Origin of the sequence: Pseudomonas sp. URMO17WK12:I7 (genome assembly GCF_003269045.1) — a bacterium.
GTDB classification, from domain to species: domain Bacteria; phylum Pseudomonadota; class Gammaproteobacteria; order Pseudomonadales; family Pseudomonadaceae; genus Aquipseudomonas; species Aquipseudomonas putida_J.
The window spans coordinates 82,008-98,319 of record NZ_QLTL01000001.1; the positions used below are offsets into that span (position 1 = coordinate 82,008).

11 protein-coding genes are annotated in these 16,312 nt (G+C 62.8%); 7 read left to right on the forward strand and 4 right to left on the reverse strand.

Annotated elements, in window-relative coordinates; genetic code table 11:
- Window positions 1–8: 8 nt before the first annotated feature.
- The 3 genes from nfuA to H040_RS00400 all read right to left on the reverse strand — a co-directional run bounded on the left by nfuA (window position 9) and on the right by H040_RS00400 (window position 4,095).
- Window positions 9–593 (reverse strand): Fe-S biogenesis protein NfuA, encoded by a 585-nt coding sequence (gene nfuA / locus H040_RS00390; RefSeq protein WP_027919855.1) that lies wholly within the window; start codon window positions 591–593, stop codon window positions 9–11.
- A gap of 58 nt (window positions 594–651) precedes the next feature.
- Window positions 652–1,686 carry an acyltransferase family protein gene (locus tag H040_RS00395; RefSeq protein WP_027919854.1) on the reverse strand — a complete coding sequence of 345 codons (1,035 nt, stop codon included), beginning with the start codon at window positions 1,684–1,686 and terminating at the stop codon, window positions 652–654.
- 108 nt (window positions 1,687–1,794) lie between these two features.
- On the reverse strand, window positions 1,795–4,095 hold the full coding sequence (locus tag H040_RS00400; RefSeq protein WP_027919853.1) for a fatty acid cis/trans isomerase: 2,301 nt from the start codon (window positions 4,093–4,095) through the stop codon (window positions 1,795–1,797).
- Between the two features lie 180 nt (window positions 4,096–4,275).
- On the opposite strand from H040_RS00400, the gene metH reads away from it, so the two are divergent.
- Both metH and H040_RS00410 read left to right on the forward strand, forming a co-directional pair.
- Entirely contained in the window at window positions 4,276–7,983 is a 3,708-nt protein-coding gene (gene metH, locus H040_RS00405; RefSeq protein ID WP_027919852.1) for a methionine synthase, read from the forward strand.
- Between the two features lie 168 nt (window positions 7,984–8,151).
- Window positions 8,152–8,370, forward strand: coding sequence for a DUF2970 domain-containing protein (locus tag H040_RS00410; protein ID WP_027919851.1), 219 nt, complete (start codon window positions 8,152–8,154; stop codon window positions 8,368–8,370).
- 279 nt (window positions 8,371–8,649) lie between these two features.
- On the opposite strand, the gene H040_RS00415 is transcribed toward H040_RS00410, so the two are convergent.
- Window positions 8,650–9,726 carry an ABC transporter substrate-binding protein gene (locus H040_RS00415; RefSeq protein WP_027919850.1) on the reverse strand — a complete coding sequence of 359 codons (1,077 nt, stop codon included), beginning with the start codon at window positions 9,724–9,726 and terminating at the stop codon, window positions 8,650–8,652.
- A 214-nt stretch (window positions 9,727–9,940) separates the two neighbouring features.
- On the opposite strand from H040_RS00415, the gene H040_RS00420 reads away from it, so the two are divergent.
- The 5 genes from H040_RS00420 to H040_RS00440 all read left to right on the forward strand — a co-directional run bounded on the left by H040_RS00420 (window position 9,941) and on the right by H040_RS00440 (window position 15,978).
- Window positions 9,941–11,593 carry a nitrite/sulfite reductase gene (locus H040_RS00420; protein ID WP_027919849.1) on the forward strand — a complete coding sequence of 551 codons (1,653 nt, stop codon included), beginning with the start codon at window positions 9,941–9,943 and terminating at the stop codon, window positions 11,591–11,593.
- Complete coding sequence (locus H040_RS00425; RefSeq protein ID WP_027919848.1) at window positions 11,577–12,071, forward strand: DUF934 domain-containing protein; 495 nt, start codon at window positions 11,577–11,579, stop codon at window positions 12,069–12,071. The genes H040_RS00420 and H040_RS00425 overlap by 17 nt, the downstream gene beginning before the upstream one ends.
- Before the next feature lie 125 nt (window positions 12,072–12,196).
- Complete coding sequence (locus H040_RS00430) at window positions 12,197–13,768, forward strand: hypothetical protein (RefSeq protein ID WP_027919847.1); 1,572 nt, start codon at window positions 12,197–12,199, stop codon at window positions 13,766–13,768.
- A gap of 187 nt (window positions 13,769–13,955) precedes the next feature.
- Entirely contained in the window at window positions 13,956–14,759 is an 804-nt protein-coding gene (gene dkgB / locus H040_RS00435; RefSeq protein WP_027919846.1) for a 2,5-didehydrogluconate reductase DkgB, read from the forward strand.
- 52 nt (window positions 14,760–14,811) lie between these two features.
- Window positions 14,812–15,978 (forward strand): MFS transporter, encoded by a 1,167-nt coding sequence (locus H040_RS00440; protein ID WP_033696386.1) that lies wholly within the window; start codon window positions 14,812–14,814, stop codon window positions 15,976–15,978.
- The last annotated feature ends 334 nt before the right edge of the window (window positions 15,979–16,312 follow it).

Here is a 16,312-nt window from a genome sequence, read left to right on the forward strand (position 1 = left end):
CGCCTGGATCAGTAGTAGGCGTTCTCTTTCTGCGTGTGGTCAGTTACGTCGCGCACGCCCTTGAGCTCCGGAATGCGCTCGAGCAGGGTGCGCTCGATGCCTTCCTTGAGGGTCACGTCGGCCTGGCCGCAGCCTTGGCAGCCGCCACCGAACTGCAGCACGGCAATGCCGTCGTCGACCACGTCCACCAGGCTTACCTGGCCGCCGTGGCTGGCCAGCCCCGGGTTGATCTCGGTCTGCAGGTAGTAATTGATACGCTCGTTGATCGGGCTGTCTTCATTGACCATCGGCACCTTGGCATTCGGCGCCTTGATGGTCAGCTGGCCGCCCATGCGATCGGTGGCGTAGTCGACCAGCGCATCTTCCAGGAACGGCACGCTGACCGCGTCAAGGTAGGCGGTGAAGCTCTTCAGGCCGACGGGTTCGTCGTCGGGCTTCTCTTCGCCCGGCTTGCAGTAGGCGATGCAGGTCTCGGCGTACTGGGTGCCCGGCTGGGTGATGAAAATACGGATGCCAATGCCAGGCGTGTTCTGCTTGGAGAGCAGATCGGCCAGGTAATCATGGGCGGCGTCAGTAATGGTTATAGCGCTCATGGAAGTTCCTCACAGACTTGCGGCCAAGTGTACGCCAACCTGGCCCTTGAACAAAGTCCTAGTATTTGACTCGGGATAGCGCAAATTCCCGGCCTTGCCCCCGTGGCGCCGCCAGCCAGGCCTGCATCCGCCGGTACAGGCCGCGCTCCAGCCACTGATAGCTGAACCACGACATTAGTCCAATGGACGGCACGCACAAGGCGAACACCAGGTACGGGTTCAGGCCCAGACGCTGGCTGGCGAACCAGCCGGCGTACAGCACCAGCACGTGGATCAGGTACACCGAGTAGGAGCAGTCACCCAGCGCCTTGAGCAGGCGATTGCCCTTGAAGTACGGCTCAAGGGCGATGAACGCCAGCACGATCATGGCGCTTGGCACGCCCCAGTGCAGCAGGCGTTGTGACGCGTCCAGGTGGTAGATCGCATAACCTGCCACGCCCAGCACGGCCAGCGGCAGCCACAGGCCTTCGCGGATCAGGCCGCGGCGATGCATCACGCCCAGGCCGATGCCCAACAGGAACTCGTAAATGATGTCGTTGTTGTAAAAGCGGCTAAGCACGCCCATGCGCCCCAGCACTTCACTGACCAGCAGCAACGCAGCGGTCACCAGCAACAAGTGGTGGCGCTGACGCACCAGGAAAGCCAGGCCGAACAACAGGTAGAAAAACATCTCGAAATTCAGCGTCCAGCCCACGTTCAGGGTCGGGTACAAGCCGTAGCCGCCTGGGTTTTCCGCAGGAATGAACAGCAGCGACAGCACCAGGTGATGCCAGTTGAAGGCCTGGTGCGGCATCCATTGGCTGAATGCCAGCAACAGCGCCGCCATCAGCGCGGTATAGAACCAGTAGGCCGGGATGATACGCAGTGCCCGGTTGAGCAGGAACTGACGCGGCTCGATGGGTTTGTCACGGGTCGACAGGTAGATGACCAGCCCGCTGATGACGAAGAAGATGTCGACGCCTACAGCGCCGCGGTCGGTGAGCAGTTGGCCGATGGGGCCGGTGGCATGGAAGTCGAAGAAGATCTGCATGAAGTGGTGGCAGACCACTACCCAGGCGGCGAACGCCCGCAGTGCCTGAAGCGAATACAGCATGGAATACCCTGCGATTGCCGGTGCATTGAGGCCTCGGGGGCTACTTGCAGCCCCCGGACCACCCACCCGTTCCGACCGTAAGGTATTCGCAAAGGTCAACCGACCCGATCAGAGGTTCTCGTAGCGGTTCATGTCCAGCACCCCGGCCTCCACCGGCTCGGTCTCCTTGATGTAGGTGTTCAGGTCATGGAAGTAGCGCCAGAACTCAGGGTGGCTGCGGCGCACGCCCCAACGCATGACGATGCGCTCGAACTTCGCCGCGTCATCCTTGGCGTACTCCATGTCTTCGACGAACTCCGGCACATCACTGGCCGGGATGTTGAAGATGAAGTTCGGGTAGCTGCTGAGCACGCCCGGGTACAGGGTCAATGTATCCAGGCCAGGCTGGTAGCGGTACGCCTCACCCAGCAGGAACGCCACATTGCTGTGCGCGCGGTTGCGCAGCAGGCTGTAGACCTGGCGTTGGCCGCCCTCGCCTTCGATGCGCAGCATGGTCGCCTCGGGCAACTGGCTGATCACCTTCAGGCCGGCGGCCGGGCGCGACACCAGGCGGCTGAGCGACTGCTCGACATTACGGAACTCCTCGCTCATCTGTGGCCGCGAGCAGTACGCGCCGGTACAGCGGTTGATCGGATCGGGCGCGGCGTTCAGGCTGCCGGTGCGCTGCAGCAGTTTCAGGCCGAAGTCGCGCTTGGGGTCGCGCGGGTCGAGCTTGATGCCGCTCGGGGTGTCGGTGTCGATGTCCTCGTAGTCCATCCACATCTTCACCTTGCCGCTGTTCTGGTACCAGCTACCGAGGATCTTGCCGCGCTGGTCGGCCGGCATCAGGCGCAGGAAGTTGACCTCGGCACCATTGCGGATCAGGTCGAAGTACAGCCGCGTCTGCAACTGGTGCGAGACATTGCCGTACACATCGAAGTTGACCGCCAGTTGGTAGTAGGTGCGCTCGAACAACGGGTAGTCGAACAGCCACACGGTCAACGGCACATCGCCGATCAGGCCCTTGGTCACCGAGGCGCTGTCGAAGTGGCGGAAGATGCTCAGCAGTGCGTTGTCGTTGCCGGCCCACAGGGTTGCCCAACCTGGCGCGGGCATTTCGGCGTAGGCCGCGCGGCGCAGTTTTTCGTACTCGTTGCGCTTGTCGCGGTAGGCATGCCACAGGTTCAGCACGCTGCCGACATCATCGATCTGCCCGGGCATGGCCAGCAGCGGCGTGGCTTCGCCGCGGTACTTGGCGTCGGTGATGTAGCGGTCGTGGGCCGGCTCCTGGAACAGCGCCCAGAAGTTGTCGCGGATCACGTCGGTGGCGATCTGCCCGCGGCACACCGGGCCACGGATGAAGGTGCGCACGAAGTATTCGGCGTTATCCAGCATGAACTGGTAGCGCGCCACCGCCGGGATCGCCTCGAAGGTTTCGAACGGGTTGGCCCGGTGGCGTGGGCCGTAGCCTGGCAGCGCGGTGGCATGCCAGTCGCCGGCATAGAACAGCTGCTTGATGCGCTTGAGCTTCTGCGGCCCCATCGGATAGGTGATGTGGGTCTTGTGCACGATCACGCCTTGCACCGGGATCAAGCGGTAATAGAAGTCGGTACCTGGCGGGTCATTGGGGCGGCGCGTGGCGATGATGTCGACCGGCTTGCCGCTTGGCGTGCGCGAGCGTACCCACTGGAAGAAATGGCCAGGCTCGCCACCAACGAAGTAGATGTGCGCCAGGAACAGGTGTTCATACAGCCAGCGGCCGACCAGCGCCTCAGTGGAGCCTGGGCGGTTGAGCAGCTCTTCCCAGTCGGTGATCTGCCTGGCCTCGGCCGCGCTTGGCTGGATCGGCTGGTACTCGACCGGTGCGCCAGCAGCGAGCCAGCGGCGCATGGTGTCGTATTCCTTGTCGGTCAGCCCGGTCACCGCCAGCGGCATGCCCTCTTTGGGGTGGGCGCCGGCGTAGGCATCGAACTCTTCCGGCAGCGGGCACATGTTGTTGCGGTTGAGCCCCAGGACAATCTCGTCGGGCAGCTTGGCGTTGGGTGTGAGCGGGGTCTTGTGCCCCAATTCGAGCATGCGCGCCATCAGCGCCGCCTGGCTGCCCTGGTTATCGAGCACCGAATAGAAGCCTTTCTTGCGCCATTCATCTTCACTGTGGGCGTCGTAGAACAACCGCGTGGGGGGCACTGCCTTGCTTCGCTCGCCCTGGTACACCGGCACCTTGGTGGCACCGCGCACAGCGCCCTCGGGGCTTTCCAGCTTGAGCTGGCACGCGGCATCGTTGCAGGCATGGCAAGCCACGCATTTCTCGGTGAAGATCGGCTGGATATCCCGGGTGTATGAAATGGCCGGGCTCGATTGGGGGGCTTGTGCAAACGCCACGCTGCTGATGAGCAGAGCGAAGACGCTGACAAGGATACGATGCACCATGTGCGGAAAGTCCTGAGAATTGAAAGCCATCACGATTTGCCTGGTCGTCCCTGGGTGCTCTGTTCGCAAAGCGCCAGCCCAACATGAGCAGAATTCATGCAAATGGGCAATGCGCCTAAAAACCGCGCAGCTTTGTTATGATTCGGCACCTTCTGATATTTGCCCGACCAGGTAGTTCCTATGTCCGACCGCAGCGCTCGTCTCCAAGCACTCCAGCACGCACTCAAAGAGCGCATCCTGATCCTCGACGGCGGCATGGGTACTATGATCCAAAGCTATCGCCTCGAGGAACACGACTATCGTGGCACGCGCTTCGCCGATTGGCCAAGCGATGTGAAAGGCAACAACGACCTGCTGCTGCTCAGCCGCCCGGACGTAATCGCCGCGATCGAGAAGGCCTACCTGGACGCTGGCGCCGATATCCTCGAAACCAACACCTTCAACGCCACCCAGATCTCCCAGGCCGACTACGGCATGGAGTCGCTGGTGTACGAGCTGAACGTCGAGGGTGCGCGTATCGCCCGCCAGGTGGCCGATGCCAAGACCCTGGAAACCCCGGACAAGCCGCGCTTTGTTGCCGGCGTGCTCGGCCCGACCAGCCGCACCTGCTCGATTTCCCCGGACGTCAACGACCCCGGCTACCGCAACGTCACCTTCGACGAACTGGTCGAGAACTACATCGAGGCCACCCGCGGCCTGATCGAGGGCGGCGCCGACCTGATCCTGATCGAGACCATCTTCGACACCCTCAACGCCAAGGCGGCGATCTTTGCCGTGCAACAGGTGTTCGAGGACGACGGCATCGAGCTGCCGATCATGATCTCCGGCACCATCACCGACGCCTCCGGCCGCACCCTGTCGGGCCAGACAACCGAAGCGTTCTGGAACTCGGTGCGCCACGCCAAGCCGATCTCCGTGGGCCTGAACTGCGCCCTTGGCGCCAAGGACCTGCGACCGTACCTGGAAGAGCTGGCGACCAAGGCCGACACCCACGTGTCCGCCCACCCTAACGCCGGCCTGCCGAACGCCTTCGGTGAATACGACGAAACCCCGGCCGAGATGGCGGCGGTAGTCGAGGAGTTCGCCGCCAGCGGCTTCCTCAACATCATCGGCGGCTGCTGCGGCACCACCCCGGGCCACATCCAGGCCATCGCCGAGGCTGTGGGCAAGTACCGCCCGCGCGAGATTCCAGAAATCCCCAAGGCCTGCCGCCTGTCGGGCCTGGAGCCGTTCACCATCGACCGCCAGTCGTTGTTCGTCAACGTCGGTGAGCGCACCAACATCACCGGTTCCGCCAAGTTCGCCCGGCTGATCCGCGAAGAGAACTACACCGAAGCCCTGGAGGTCGCCCTGCAGCAGGTCGAGGCCGGCGCCCAGGTGATCGACATCAACATGGACGAAGGGATGCTCGACTCCCAGGCCGCCATGGTCCGCTTCCTCAACCTGATCGCCGGTGAGCCAGACATCTCCCGCGTGCCGATCATGATCGACTCGTCGAAGTGGGAAGTGATCGAAGCGGGCCTGAAGTGCATCCAGGGCAAGGGCATCGTCAACTCGATCTCCATGAAGGAAGGCGTCGAGCAGTTCAAGCACCACGCCCGCCTGTGCAAGCGCTATGGCGCCGCCGTGGTGGTGATGGCCTTCGACGAGGTCGGCCAGGCCGACACCGCCGCGCGCAAGAAGGAAATCTGCCAGCGCAGCTACGACATCCTGGTCAACGAAGTCGGCTTCCCGCCGGAAGACATCATCTTCGACCCGAACATCTTCGCCGTCGCCACCGGCATCGAAGAGCACAACAACTACGCCGTCGATTTCATCGAGGCCTGTGCCTACATCCGTGACCACTTGCCCCACGCGCTGAGCTCGGGCGGTGTATCCAACGTGTCGTTCTCGTTCCGCGGCAACAACCCGGTGCGTGAGGCGATTCACTCGGTGTTCCTCTACCACGCGATCCAGAATGGCCTGACCATGGGTATCGTCAACGCCGGCCAGTTGGAGATCTACGACGAGATCCCCGCAGCGTTGCGCGAGAAGGTCGAGGACGTGGTGCTCAACCGTACCCCGCACGGCACCGATGCCCTGCTGGCGATTGCCGACGACTACAAGGGCGGCGGCGCGACCAAGGAAGTGGAAAACGAAGAGTGGCGCTCGCTGCCCGTTGAAAAGCGCCTGGAACACGCGCTGGTCAAAGGCATCACCGCCTTCATCGTCGAAGATACCGAAGAGTGCCGTCAGCAGTGCACTCGCCCGATCGAGGTTATCGAAGGGCCGCTGATGAACGGCATGAACGTGGTCGGCGACCTGTTCGGCGCCGGCAAGATGTTCCTGCCACAGGTGGTCAAGTCGGCCCGGGTGATGAAGCAGGCCGTGGCGCACCTGATCCCGTTCATCGAAGCCGAGAAAGGCGACAAGCCAGAAGCCAAGGGCAAGATCCTCATGGCCACGGTCAAGGGTGACGTGCACGACATCGGCAAGAACATCGTCGGTGTAGTGCTGGGCTGCAACGGCTACGACATCGTCGACCTCGGCGTGATGGTGCCGGCCGAGAAGATCCTGCAAACCGCCCGCGAGCAGAAGTGCGACATCATTGGCCTGTCCGGCCTGATCACCCCGTCGCTGGACGAGATGGTCCACGTCGCCCGCGAAATGCAGCGCCAGGATTTCCACCTGCCGCTGATGATCGGCGGCGCCACCACCTCCAAGGCGCATACCGCAGTCAAGATCGAGCCCAAGTACAGCAACGACGCCGTGGTCTACGTCACCGACGCCTCCCGCGCCGTGGGTGTTGCCACCCAGTTGCTGTCGAAGGAGCTCAAGCCAGGCTTCGTCGAGAAGACCCGCCAGGACTACGTGGAGGTGCGTGAGCGCACCGCCAACCGCAGCGCCCGCACCGAGCGCCTGAGCTATGCCCAGGCCATCGCCGCCAAGCCACAGTACGACTGGGCCGGTTACCAGCCAGCAGTGCCCTCCTTCACCGGGGTCAAGGTGCTGGAAGACATCGACCTGCGCACCCTGGCCGAGTACATCGACTGGACTCCGTTCTTCATCTCCTGGGACCTGGCCGGCAAGTTCCCGCGCATTCTCACCGACGAAGTGGTCGGCGAAGCGGCCACCGCGCTGTACAAGGATGCCCGCGAAATGCTCGACAAGCTGATCGACGAGAAGCTGATCAGCGCCCGCGCGGTGTTCGGCTTCTGGCCGGCCAACCAGGTCGCCGATGATGACATCGAAGTCTACGGTGAGGACGGCCAGGCCCTGGCCACCCTGCACCACCTGCGCCAGCAGACCATCAAGCCCGATGGCAAGCCGAACCTGTCCCTGGCCGACTTCGTCGCGCCGAAAGCCAGCGGCGTCACCGACTACGTCGGCGGCTTCATCACCACCGCCGGCATCGGCGCCGAGGAAGTGGCCAAGGCGTACCAGGACAAGGGCGACGACTACAGCTCGATCATGGTCAAGGCGCTGGCCGACCGCCTGGCCGAGGCCTGCGCCGAATGGCTGCACGAGCAGGTGCGTAAAGAGCACTGGGGCTATGCCCGCGACGAGCACCTGGACAACGAGGCGCTGATCAAGGAGCAGTACCGCGGTATCCGCCCTGCCCCGGGCTACCCGGCGTGCCCGGACCACACCGAGAAAGAAACCCTGTTCCGCCTGCTCGATGGCACCGCCATCGGCGAGACCGGCCCAAGCGGCGTGTTCCTCACCGAGCACTTCGCGATGTTCCCGGCGGCGGCGGTCAGCGGCTGGTACTTCGCCCACCCGCAGGCGCAATATTTTGCCGTGGGCAAGGTCGACAAGGACCAGATCGAGCGCTATAGCGCACGCAAGGGCCAGGAGATCAGCCTGAGCGAGCGCTGGTTGGCGCCTAACCTCGGGTACGACAGCTAAGCCGCACCTGCCTCTTCGCGGGCAAGCCCGCTCCCACAGGCATACCACCCGCCTTGAGACGGTGGAGATCCTGTGGGAGCGGGCTTGCCCGCGAAAGGGCCGGCTCAGGCAACCTCACCTACATTGCCTACACTGTCCCTGATTGCCTCTGATTCTTCAGGAGCCACCATGGACGATCCCAGCCAGGGCAAGCCCCCGACCTTCTGGCAGATGCTGCACAGTATCCTCGCCGCCGCCTTCGGCGTGCAGAGCGGCAAGAACCGCGCCCGCGATTTCACCCACGGCAAGGCCAGCCACTTCATCGCGCTGGGCACGCTGTTCACCCTGGTGTTCATAGCCGTGCTGATTGGCCTGGTGCAACTGGCACTGCACCTCACTGCCCGCTGAACGCTCTGCCATAAAACGAAAACGCCTGCGGGATTCCCTCCCGCAGGCGTTCTGGCTGCATCACGGTCTTGAGTTTCAAGTCACTGGTGGCTGACCCAATACACGGCAGTGACCACCACCAGGACGATCAGGCAAAGGATCGCCCAGGCATCGACACTGCTGTCAGCTTTGCGGACCTTGGTAGAGTTTCCCATTGCATTGCCTCTTGTAGTGGTTATGGGAATGCACTTCACAACCAGCAGTTAAGACGAGCAATGCCCTTCTCTCAAGCAAGGTCTTTCAATAGTCGACAGGTGACGTCAGAAACGGGTACTGGTAGCTCGGCGGGCGCCCTTCGGCGCTGTAATGCTGGAAATCGACGCCGTAATCGTCCCGTTCCAGCAGTTTCAGCCACCGCCGCGCCCTGGCCTGGTCGATCGACTGCAGCAGCGGTAGCGTGTGCTCGCGCTTGCCATCCCGGTTGATCTCCAGGCCACGGGCATCGTCGTGCAGCAGCACCATGGCCCAGCCGCCCAACGTCGTATGCCCACCCATCAGCACGCCCAGGCGCCCATCGATACGGGCACGCAAGGCTTCAGGTGAACTGTTGATGGCACCGAACATCACATCGCGCCCTGGCTTGCGCCCAGCCTCCTCGAATGCCTGCATGGCACCGAGTACCATCTGGTCGTTGGCTGCCCACACCAACCGCGTTTTCGGGTAGCGCTGCAGCAACTGCTGCGCCTGCTCGTAGGCGCGCTCGCGGTTCCAGCCGCCATACACCACCTGGCGCAAGCGCACCTGGGGGAAATCAGCCAATGCCTGGCGCATACCCTCCTCGCGCAGTTGCGAAGCAGGGGTGGTCTTGACCCCGGCAAAGGCCACCAGGTCAATCGGTTCATTGTCACGTGGCAGCAAGGCGACCATCTCGTGCAGCATGCGAAAACCCGCCTGCTGGTCATTGGCGGTCAAGGTACCGAGCACCTGCCCGTACTTGTCGGGCTGGGCCCGGATGCTCATCGCCTGGTTGGCGGTCAGGCCGTTGTTGACCAGGAACAGCTTGACTCCGGTCCCCTGGGACAGGCGGATGATCTCTGGCGCGACGTACTGTTCATTGACCAGCACCAGGTAGTCCGGCCGTTGCGGGCCCTTGAGAATCGCCCGCGCCTGGCTCATCGCAAGCGCTGCATCCCGCTCGCTGTACTCCACCCGCAACGTCATGCCCAGCTCATCGGCAGCAGCCTGCATGAAACGCGAATAACTGGTCCAGAACGTCTCGTTCGACTGGCCAGGATTGAGAAAGACCACCGAAGCGGCCTGGGCGGAGGCTGCCAGTGGCAGGCCCAGGCACAAGCTTTGGCAAAGCGCCTTGAGCATGCGGATACACCCTTTGAAACAAACTACCGAGTATAAACCCGTCGCGCTCGCGGGTAACAAATGCCAGTCAGTCTCACTTAGTTCGTTTGGTTCTTTTCATATGCAAAAACATCACTTTAGCGCATAAACCCAACCTGCTATCGTTCCCCGGCTCCGAACCGGAGTGCGCGGCCGTGCGCGCGAATAGCTGCATGCAGCCTGAGACAGGACTTTTATGTACGTATACGACGAGTACGATCAGCGGATCATCGAGGACCGCGTCAAGCAGTTCCGTGATCAGACCCGCCGCTACCTGGCCGGTGAGCTGAGCGAAGAAGAATTCCGCCCTCTGCGCCTGCAGAACGGCCTTTACATCCAACGTTTCGCGCCGATGCTGCGTGTCGCCGTGCCGTACGGCCAGCTGAACGCCACCCAGGTTCGCACCCTGGCCAAGATCGCCCGCGACTACGACAAGGGCTACGCCCACATTTCCACCCGCCAGAACGTGCAGTACAACTGGCCGGCGCTGGAAGACATCCCGGACATCCTCGCCGAGCTGGCCACCGTGCAGATGCACGCGATCCAGACTAGCGGCAACTGCTTGCGCAACACCACCACCGACCAGTTCGCCGGTGTTGCCGCAGACGAAATCGTCGACCCGCGCCCGTGGTGCGAAATCGTCCGCCAGTGGACCACTTTCCACCCGGAATTCGCCTACCTGCCGCGCAAGTTCAAGATTGCCATCAACGGCTCGAAGGAAGACCGCGCCGCCATCGAAGTGCACGACATCGGCCTGGAGCCGGTGCGCAATGCCGCTGGCGAGCTGGGCTTCCGCGTGCTGGTCGGTGGTGGCCTGGGCCGTACCCCGGTGGTCGGCTCGTTCATCAACGAGTTCCTGCCGTGGCAGGACCTGATCAGCTACCTCGACGCCATCCTGCGCGTGTACAACCGTTACGGTCGCCGTGACAACAAGTACAAGGCGCGGATCAAGATCCTGGTCAAGGCGCTGACCCCGGAAGTGTTCGCCGAGAAGGTGGAGGCCGAAATGGCCCACCTGCGTGGCGGCAGCACCACCCTGACCGAAGAAGAAGTCCAGCGCGTGTCGCGCCACTTCGTCGACCCGGACTACCTGGCCCTCGACAACGTCGACTACAGTGCCCAGGACGCCGAATTCCCAGGTTTCGCCCGCTGGCGCTCGCGCAACACCCGCGCCCACAAGCGCCCTGGCTACGTGTCGGTGACCCTTTCGCTGAAGCCTACCGGTGTTGCCCCTGGCGACCTGACAGACAAACAGCTGGACGCCGTGGCGGACCTCGCCGAGCGCTACAGCTTCGGCTTCCTGCGCACCTCCCACGAGCAGAACATCATCCTCGCCGACGTCGAACAGCGCCAGCTGCATGCGTTGTGGATGGAACTGCGCGAGAGCGGCTTCGCCACGCCGAACATCGGCCTGCTGACCGACATCATCTGCTGCCCGGGTGGTGACTACTGCTCGCTGGCCAACGCCAAGTCGATCCCGATCGCCGAATCCATCCAGCGCCGTTTCGACGACCTGGACTACCTGTTCGACATCGGTGAGATCGACCTGAACATCTCCGGCTGCATGAACGCCTGCGGCCACCACCACGTCGGCCACATCGGCATCCTCGGGGTGGACAAGAAGGGCGAGGAGTTCTACCAGGTATCGCTGGGCGGCAACGCCGCGCGCGACGCAAGCCTGGGCAAGATCCTCGGCCCGTCCTTCGCCCAGGATGACATGGCCGATGTGATCGAGAAGCTGATCGCCGTGTACGTCGAACAACGTACCGAGGAAGAGCGTTTCATCGACACCTACCAGCGTATCGGCATCGACCCCTTCAAGGAACGCGTCTATGCAGCGAATCATTAAGAACAACCAGATCGTCGACGAAACCTGGCACCTGCTGCCCAAGGACTTCTCGTTCGACGAGCTGAGCAACTGCGACGACTACATCGTGCCGCTGCAGATGTGGCGCGACCATGCCCACGTGCTCAAGGCCCGCGACGGCGGCCTGGGCGTGTGGCTGGACAGCGACGAGCAGGCGGAAGAGATCGGCGACGACGTGCAGCACTTCCAGGTCATCGCCCTGAACTTCCCGGCCTTCACCGACGGGCGCAACTACTCCAATGCGCGCCTGCTGCGTGACCGCTACGGCTTCAAGGGCGAGTTGCGCGCCATTGGCGACGTACTGCGTGACCAACTGTTCTTCATGGCCCGTTGCGGCTTCGACGCATTCGCCATCCGTGCCGACAAAGACCCGGAAGACGCGCTGCAAAGCCTGAAGGACTTCTCGGTGACCTACCAGGGCGCCACCGACGAACCGCTGCCGCTGTTCCGCCGCCGCTGATCGTTGCCTGCAATGCGTACGGCCCGCCTTTTGGCGGGCCGTTTCGTTTGTACGCAACACACTCAGGTTTCCTGAGTACACGCCGATAGCCTTGATACCCACAGAATCTGCATGGAACGCCGATAATGAATTCGATTGCTGCCGTTCGCCCCTTCCCTATCCAGGTCGCGCCTGCGGCAACGCCCCAATTGAGCGGGACCGGCCAGGCGGCCAGCACGGTGACGCAGGCCAGCACGCAGGTGGTCCTTGGCCAGCAATTGATCAGCATGGACAGCGACATCTACTCCGCCAAAGGCACCCTGCAAACCATGTCCAGCCGCTACGTCTGGGAAACGCCGGGTGTCGACAAGCTCAGCCAGTACATGACCGCTGCCGTTCAATCGGGCTCGACCAGCGCGCGCTTCCAGGGCCTGGGAGCCGCGCTGATGGCGCAACTGGCCGCAAATGGCGGAGCGACCATCGCCCAATCCGGCCTTCTGGTAAACGACGGGGCCGCGCCAAACCAGCTGATCCTGAGTCTGCAGCAATCGGGGCTGCGCGAATACGCCAGCAACAGCATCACCTTCAACCTCACCACCGCGTCCGGCGCCACGGTGACTCTGGGCCTGTACAGTAGCGAGCAAGGCCTGGCCGTGGATGCACAGGTTCAGGGCGGCACGCTCAACGCCAAGGAACTGGATGGCTTGGCAGCCCTGGCCAGCAGCTTCCAGTCGGCCATCAACGGCCTGACCCAGGAACCGCCGAGCTTCCAGCTCGGCGCACTGGTCAAGCTCGACCCGGCCCTGTTCACTGGCCTGCAACTCGACGCACAGCTGGTAACCAGCAACGGCCAGCCGCAAACCTTCGAACTGCGCCTGGACGACCAGACACGTAGCTTGAAATTGCAGGGCCCCAGTGGCGAGGTGAAGATGAGCTTCGACACCCAGGGTGGCGAGTTGCTGGGGAGCCAAGCCATGCGCCAGGCGGCGCTGGCCAACTACCTGAATCAGTTTGACGCCGCGCAACAGCGTGGCCACGGCGACAAACAACTGATGGGCCTGTTCAAGGGTGCCTTCAGCCAGCTCAATAGCGTCGATGACAACCACACCCGCCTGGCCAACTCGGCCATGGCCCTGAACAAGAACAGCCGACTGCTGCTCAGCGGCCTGGCTGACTTCAACGCATCGATCAGCCAGCCCACGAAGCAGCCAAATCCTTTGAAGCCGGAGGAGGCAGATGGTTTCAGCTACCAGGTTTCACAGTCGACCAGGATCAGTACCGACCCCAACCTTCGCGTGGAGCAGCAACAGCAGGCCACCCTGCGGGCCGCATGGCACGAAGGACTTAACCCAGGGATGGACCTGCAGCTGACTCGTGACAACGAATCACAGAATTATCGCTACCACGAAGTCAACGACCAGTCGAACAGCACTACTCGCCTGGGCTGGCGCAAGGCTGTGATGACCGATGCCAGCGTGTCGCAGCAGGCGACCCAGAAAGAACGCGTTCGCACCTATCAGAAAGGCATCGAGCTGTCGGACGTCGACAACAATACCTCCAGCAGCAAGGATCGAGACTTGCTGGGCGTTCTCGATACGTTGCTGCGGCAGGACCGTGAAGCACAGCGCATCGGCGTGCAGTCAACGCTGGAGCGTCAGGTGGCGGACCTGAGCCGGCTATGGCTACTGCAATCCACCTCGGCGCTTATCGAGAATTGAAGGTGCCGCCTTACCGGTTTTGCATGAGCCAATGGCCTATTCGTGATTTCAGGTCAAATGACCTTAGCGGTGCGCTGCCTTAATCAATCGAGCTGAAACCTGCACACTGCTCCGCACTCGAACAGTGATCGAGTCCGAGCCACACGGCTCGGTTCGGTCCGACGTTCATTCATCAGGAGCAGATCCCATGAGCATTCCATCTTTCGGCCTCGGCACCTTCCGCCTCAAGGGCCAGGTCGTCATCGACTCGGTCAAGGCCGCCCTTGAGCTGGGTTACCGGGCCATCGACACCGCGCAGATCTACCAGAACGAAGCCGATGTCGGCCAGGCCATCGCCGAAAGCGGCGTACCGCGCAGCGAGCTGTTCATCACCACCAAGATCTGGGTTGAAAACTACGCCGCCGACAAGCTGATCCCCAGCCTGCGCGACAGCCTGCAGAAACTGCGCACCGACTACGTCGACCTGCTGCTGATCCACTGGCCGGCCCCGGGCAACGGCGTCGAGCTGGGCGAATACATGGCAGCCCTGGCCGATGCCAAGAAGCTGGGCCTGACCCGCCAGATCGGCGTGTCCAACTTCAATATCGAATTGACCCGCCAGGCCATCGCCGTGGTCGGCATAGGTGAAATCGCCACCAACCAGATCGAGCTCAGCCCGTACCTGCAGAACAGCAAGCTGACGGCGTTCCTCAAAGAACAAGGCATCACCGTCACCTCGTACATGACCCTGGCCTACGGCAAGGTCCTGAAAGACCCGGTGCTGACCGAGATCGCCCGCACGCACAAGGCCACTGTCGCCCAAGTCGCCTTGGCCTGGGCCATGCAACAGGGTTATGCGGTTATCCCGTCTTCGACCAAACGCGAGAACCTGGCCAGCAACCTGCTCGCCCGCGACCTGCGCCTGGACGACGAGGACATGGCCCGTATCGCCAAACTCGAGCGCAATGGCCGCGAAGTCAGCCCTGAAGGCCTGGCGCCGATCTGGGACTGATGCCATGACCACGCCCCTGCAACCCCTGGGCACTGCCAGTGGAGCCCGCACAATGAAGCCTGCTCGGGTGCTGTTTGCCTTGGCCATCGGTGCCTTTGGCATCGGCACCACCGAGTTCACCCCGATGGGCCTGCTGCCGGTGATCGCGCAGGGCGTCGACGTGAGCATCCCCAGCGCTGGCATGCTGATTACCGCCTATGCCATCGGCGTGATGGTCGGTGCGCCGATCATGACCTTGCTGTTCAGCCGCTTCGGCAAACGCGCAGCGCTGATGGCCCTGATGTCGATTTTCACCTTGGGCAACCTGCTCTCGGCACTGTCACCGGACTACTACAGCCTGCTTGCCTCACGCCTGGTCACCAGCCTCAACCATGGGGCCTTCTTCGGCCTTGGCGCCGTGGTGGCGGCCAGCGTCGTGCCCAAGGAAAAACAGGCCAGCGCCGTGGCAACCATGTTCATGGGCCTGACCATCGCCAACATCGGCGGTGTGCCGGCTGCCACCTGGGTTGGCCAGCAAGTCGGCTGGCGCATGGCCTTCACCGGTACGGCGGTGCTCGGCCTGCTGGCCATGGCCGCCCTGTGGTATGCCCTGCCCAAGGGTGAACGCGGCAGCGTGCCGCATGTGCGCAAGGAACTGGCGGTAATCGCCCGCCCCAGCGTGCTGCTGGCGATGGCAACCACGGTGTTGGGGGCTGGCGCCATGTTCACCCTGTATACCTACGTGGCGCCGGTGCTGGCGGAACTGACCGGTGCCTCGGACAGCTTCGTCACCTTTGGCCTGGTGCTGATCGGCGTTGGCTTCACCTTGGGCAACAGCCTGGGTGGCCGCCTGGCTGACTGGTCACTGGAGGGTGCGGCGAAGATTTTCCTCGGCGTGCTTGCGCTGATCATGCTGCTGATGCCGCTGGTATTGGGCAGCCATGTCGGCGCCGCCATCGCCTTGCTGGTGTGGGGCATGTTCACCTTCGCGGTGGTGCCACCGCTGCAGATGCGGGTGATGACCGCTGCCATCGAGGCACCTGGGCTGGCGTCGTCTATCAACGTGGGGGCGTTCAACCTGGGTAACGCCGTAGGCGCGGCCTTGGGCGGCGCGGTGATCAGCCTGAACCTTGGTTACGCTGCAGTACCGATGGCTGGTGGCGTGCTGGCGGCTGCGGGGTTGCTGCTGGTGTGGCTCGGTGGGCGCAACAGGGCTACGGTAGCCCTGGTCGCCGACTGAGTTGGTCCTGTAGGAGCGGCCTTTCGCGACGCAAGGCCGCGCCTACACCCCCTCGGTAACCTGTAGAAACACCAGATCAGAATCTGAGCCCGACGTTAACTATCAATTGACGTCCTGTTCATGCTCGATGCCTCGCTGGACATTCCAGTGACACTCGCCGCGCCGGGTGGATCTCGCCATAGGGAACGTCAAGGGAACAGTGACGCCGATTCGTCGTTTGCGGGTTGCCGTGATACAGCATGTTCATCCCGCGGCTCGTGCCTATGCGCAATTCCTGGCGGCCAGAGATGAGGAATTGCAGTTGCGCTGAAGGCCCGGCTTGAGACCTTCTGCG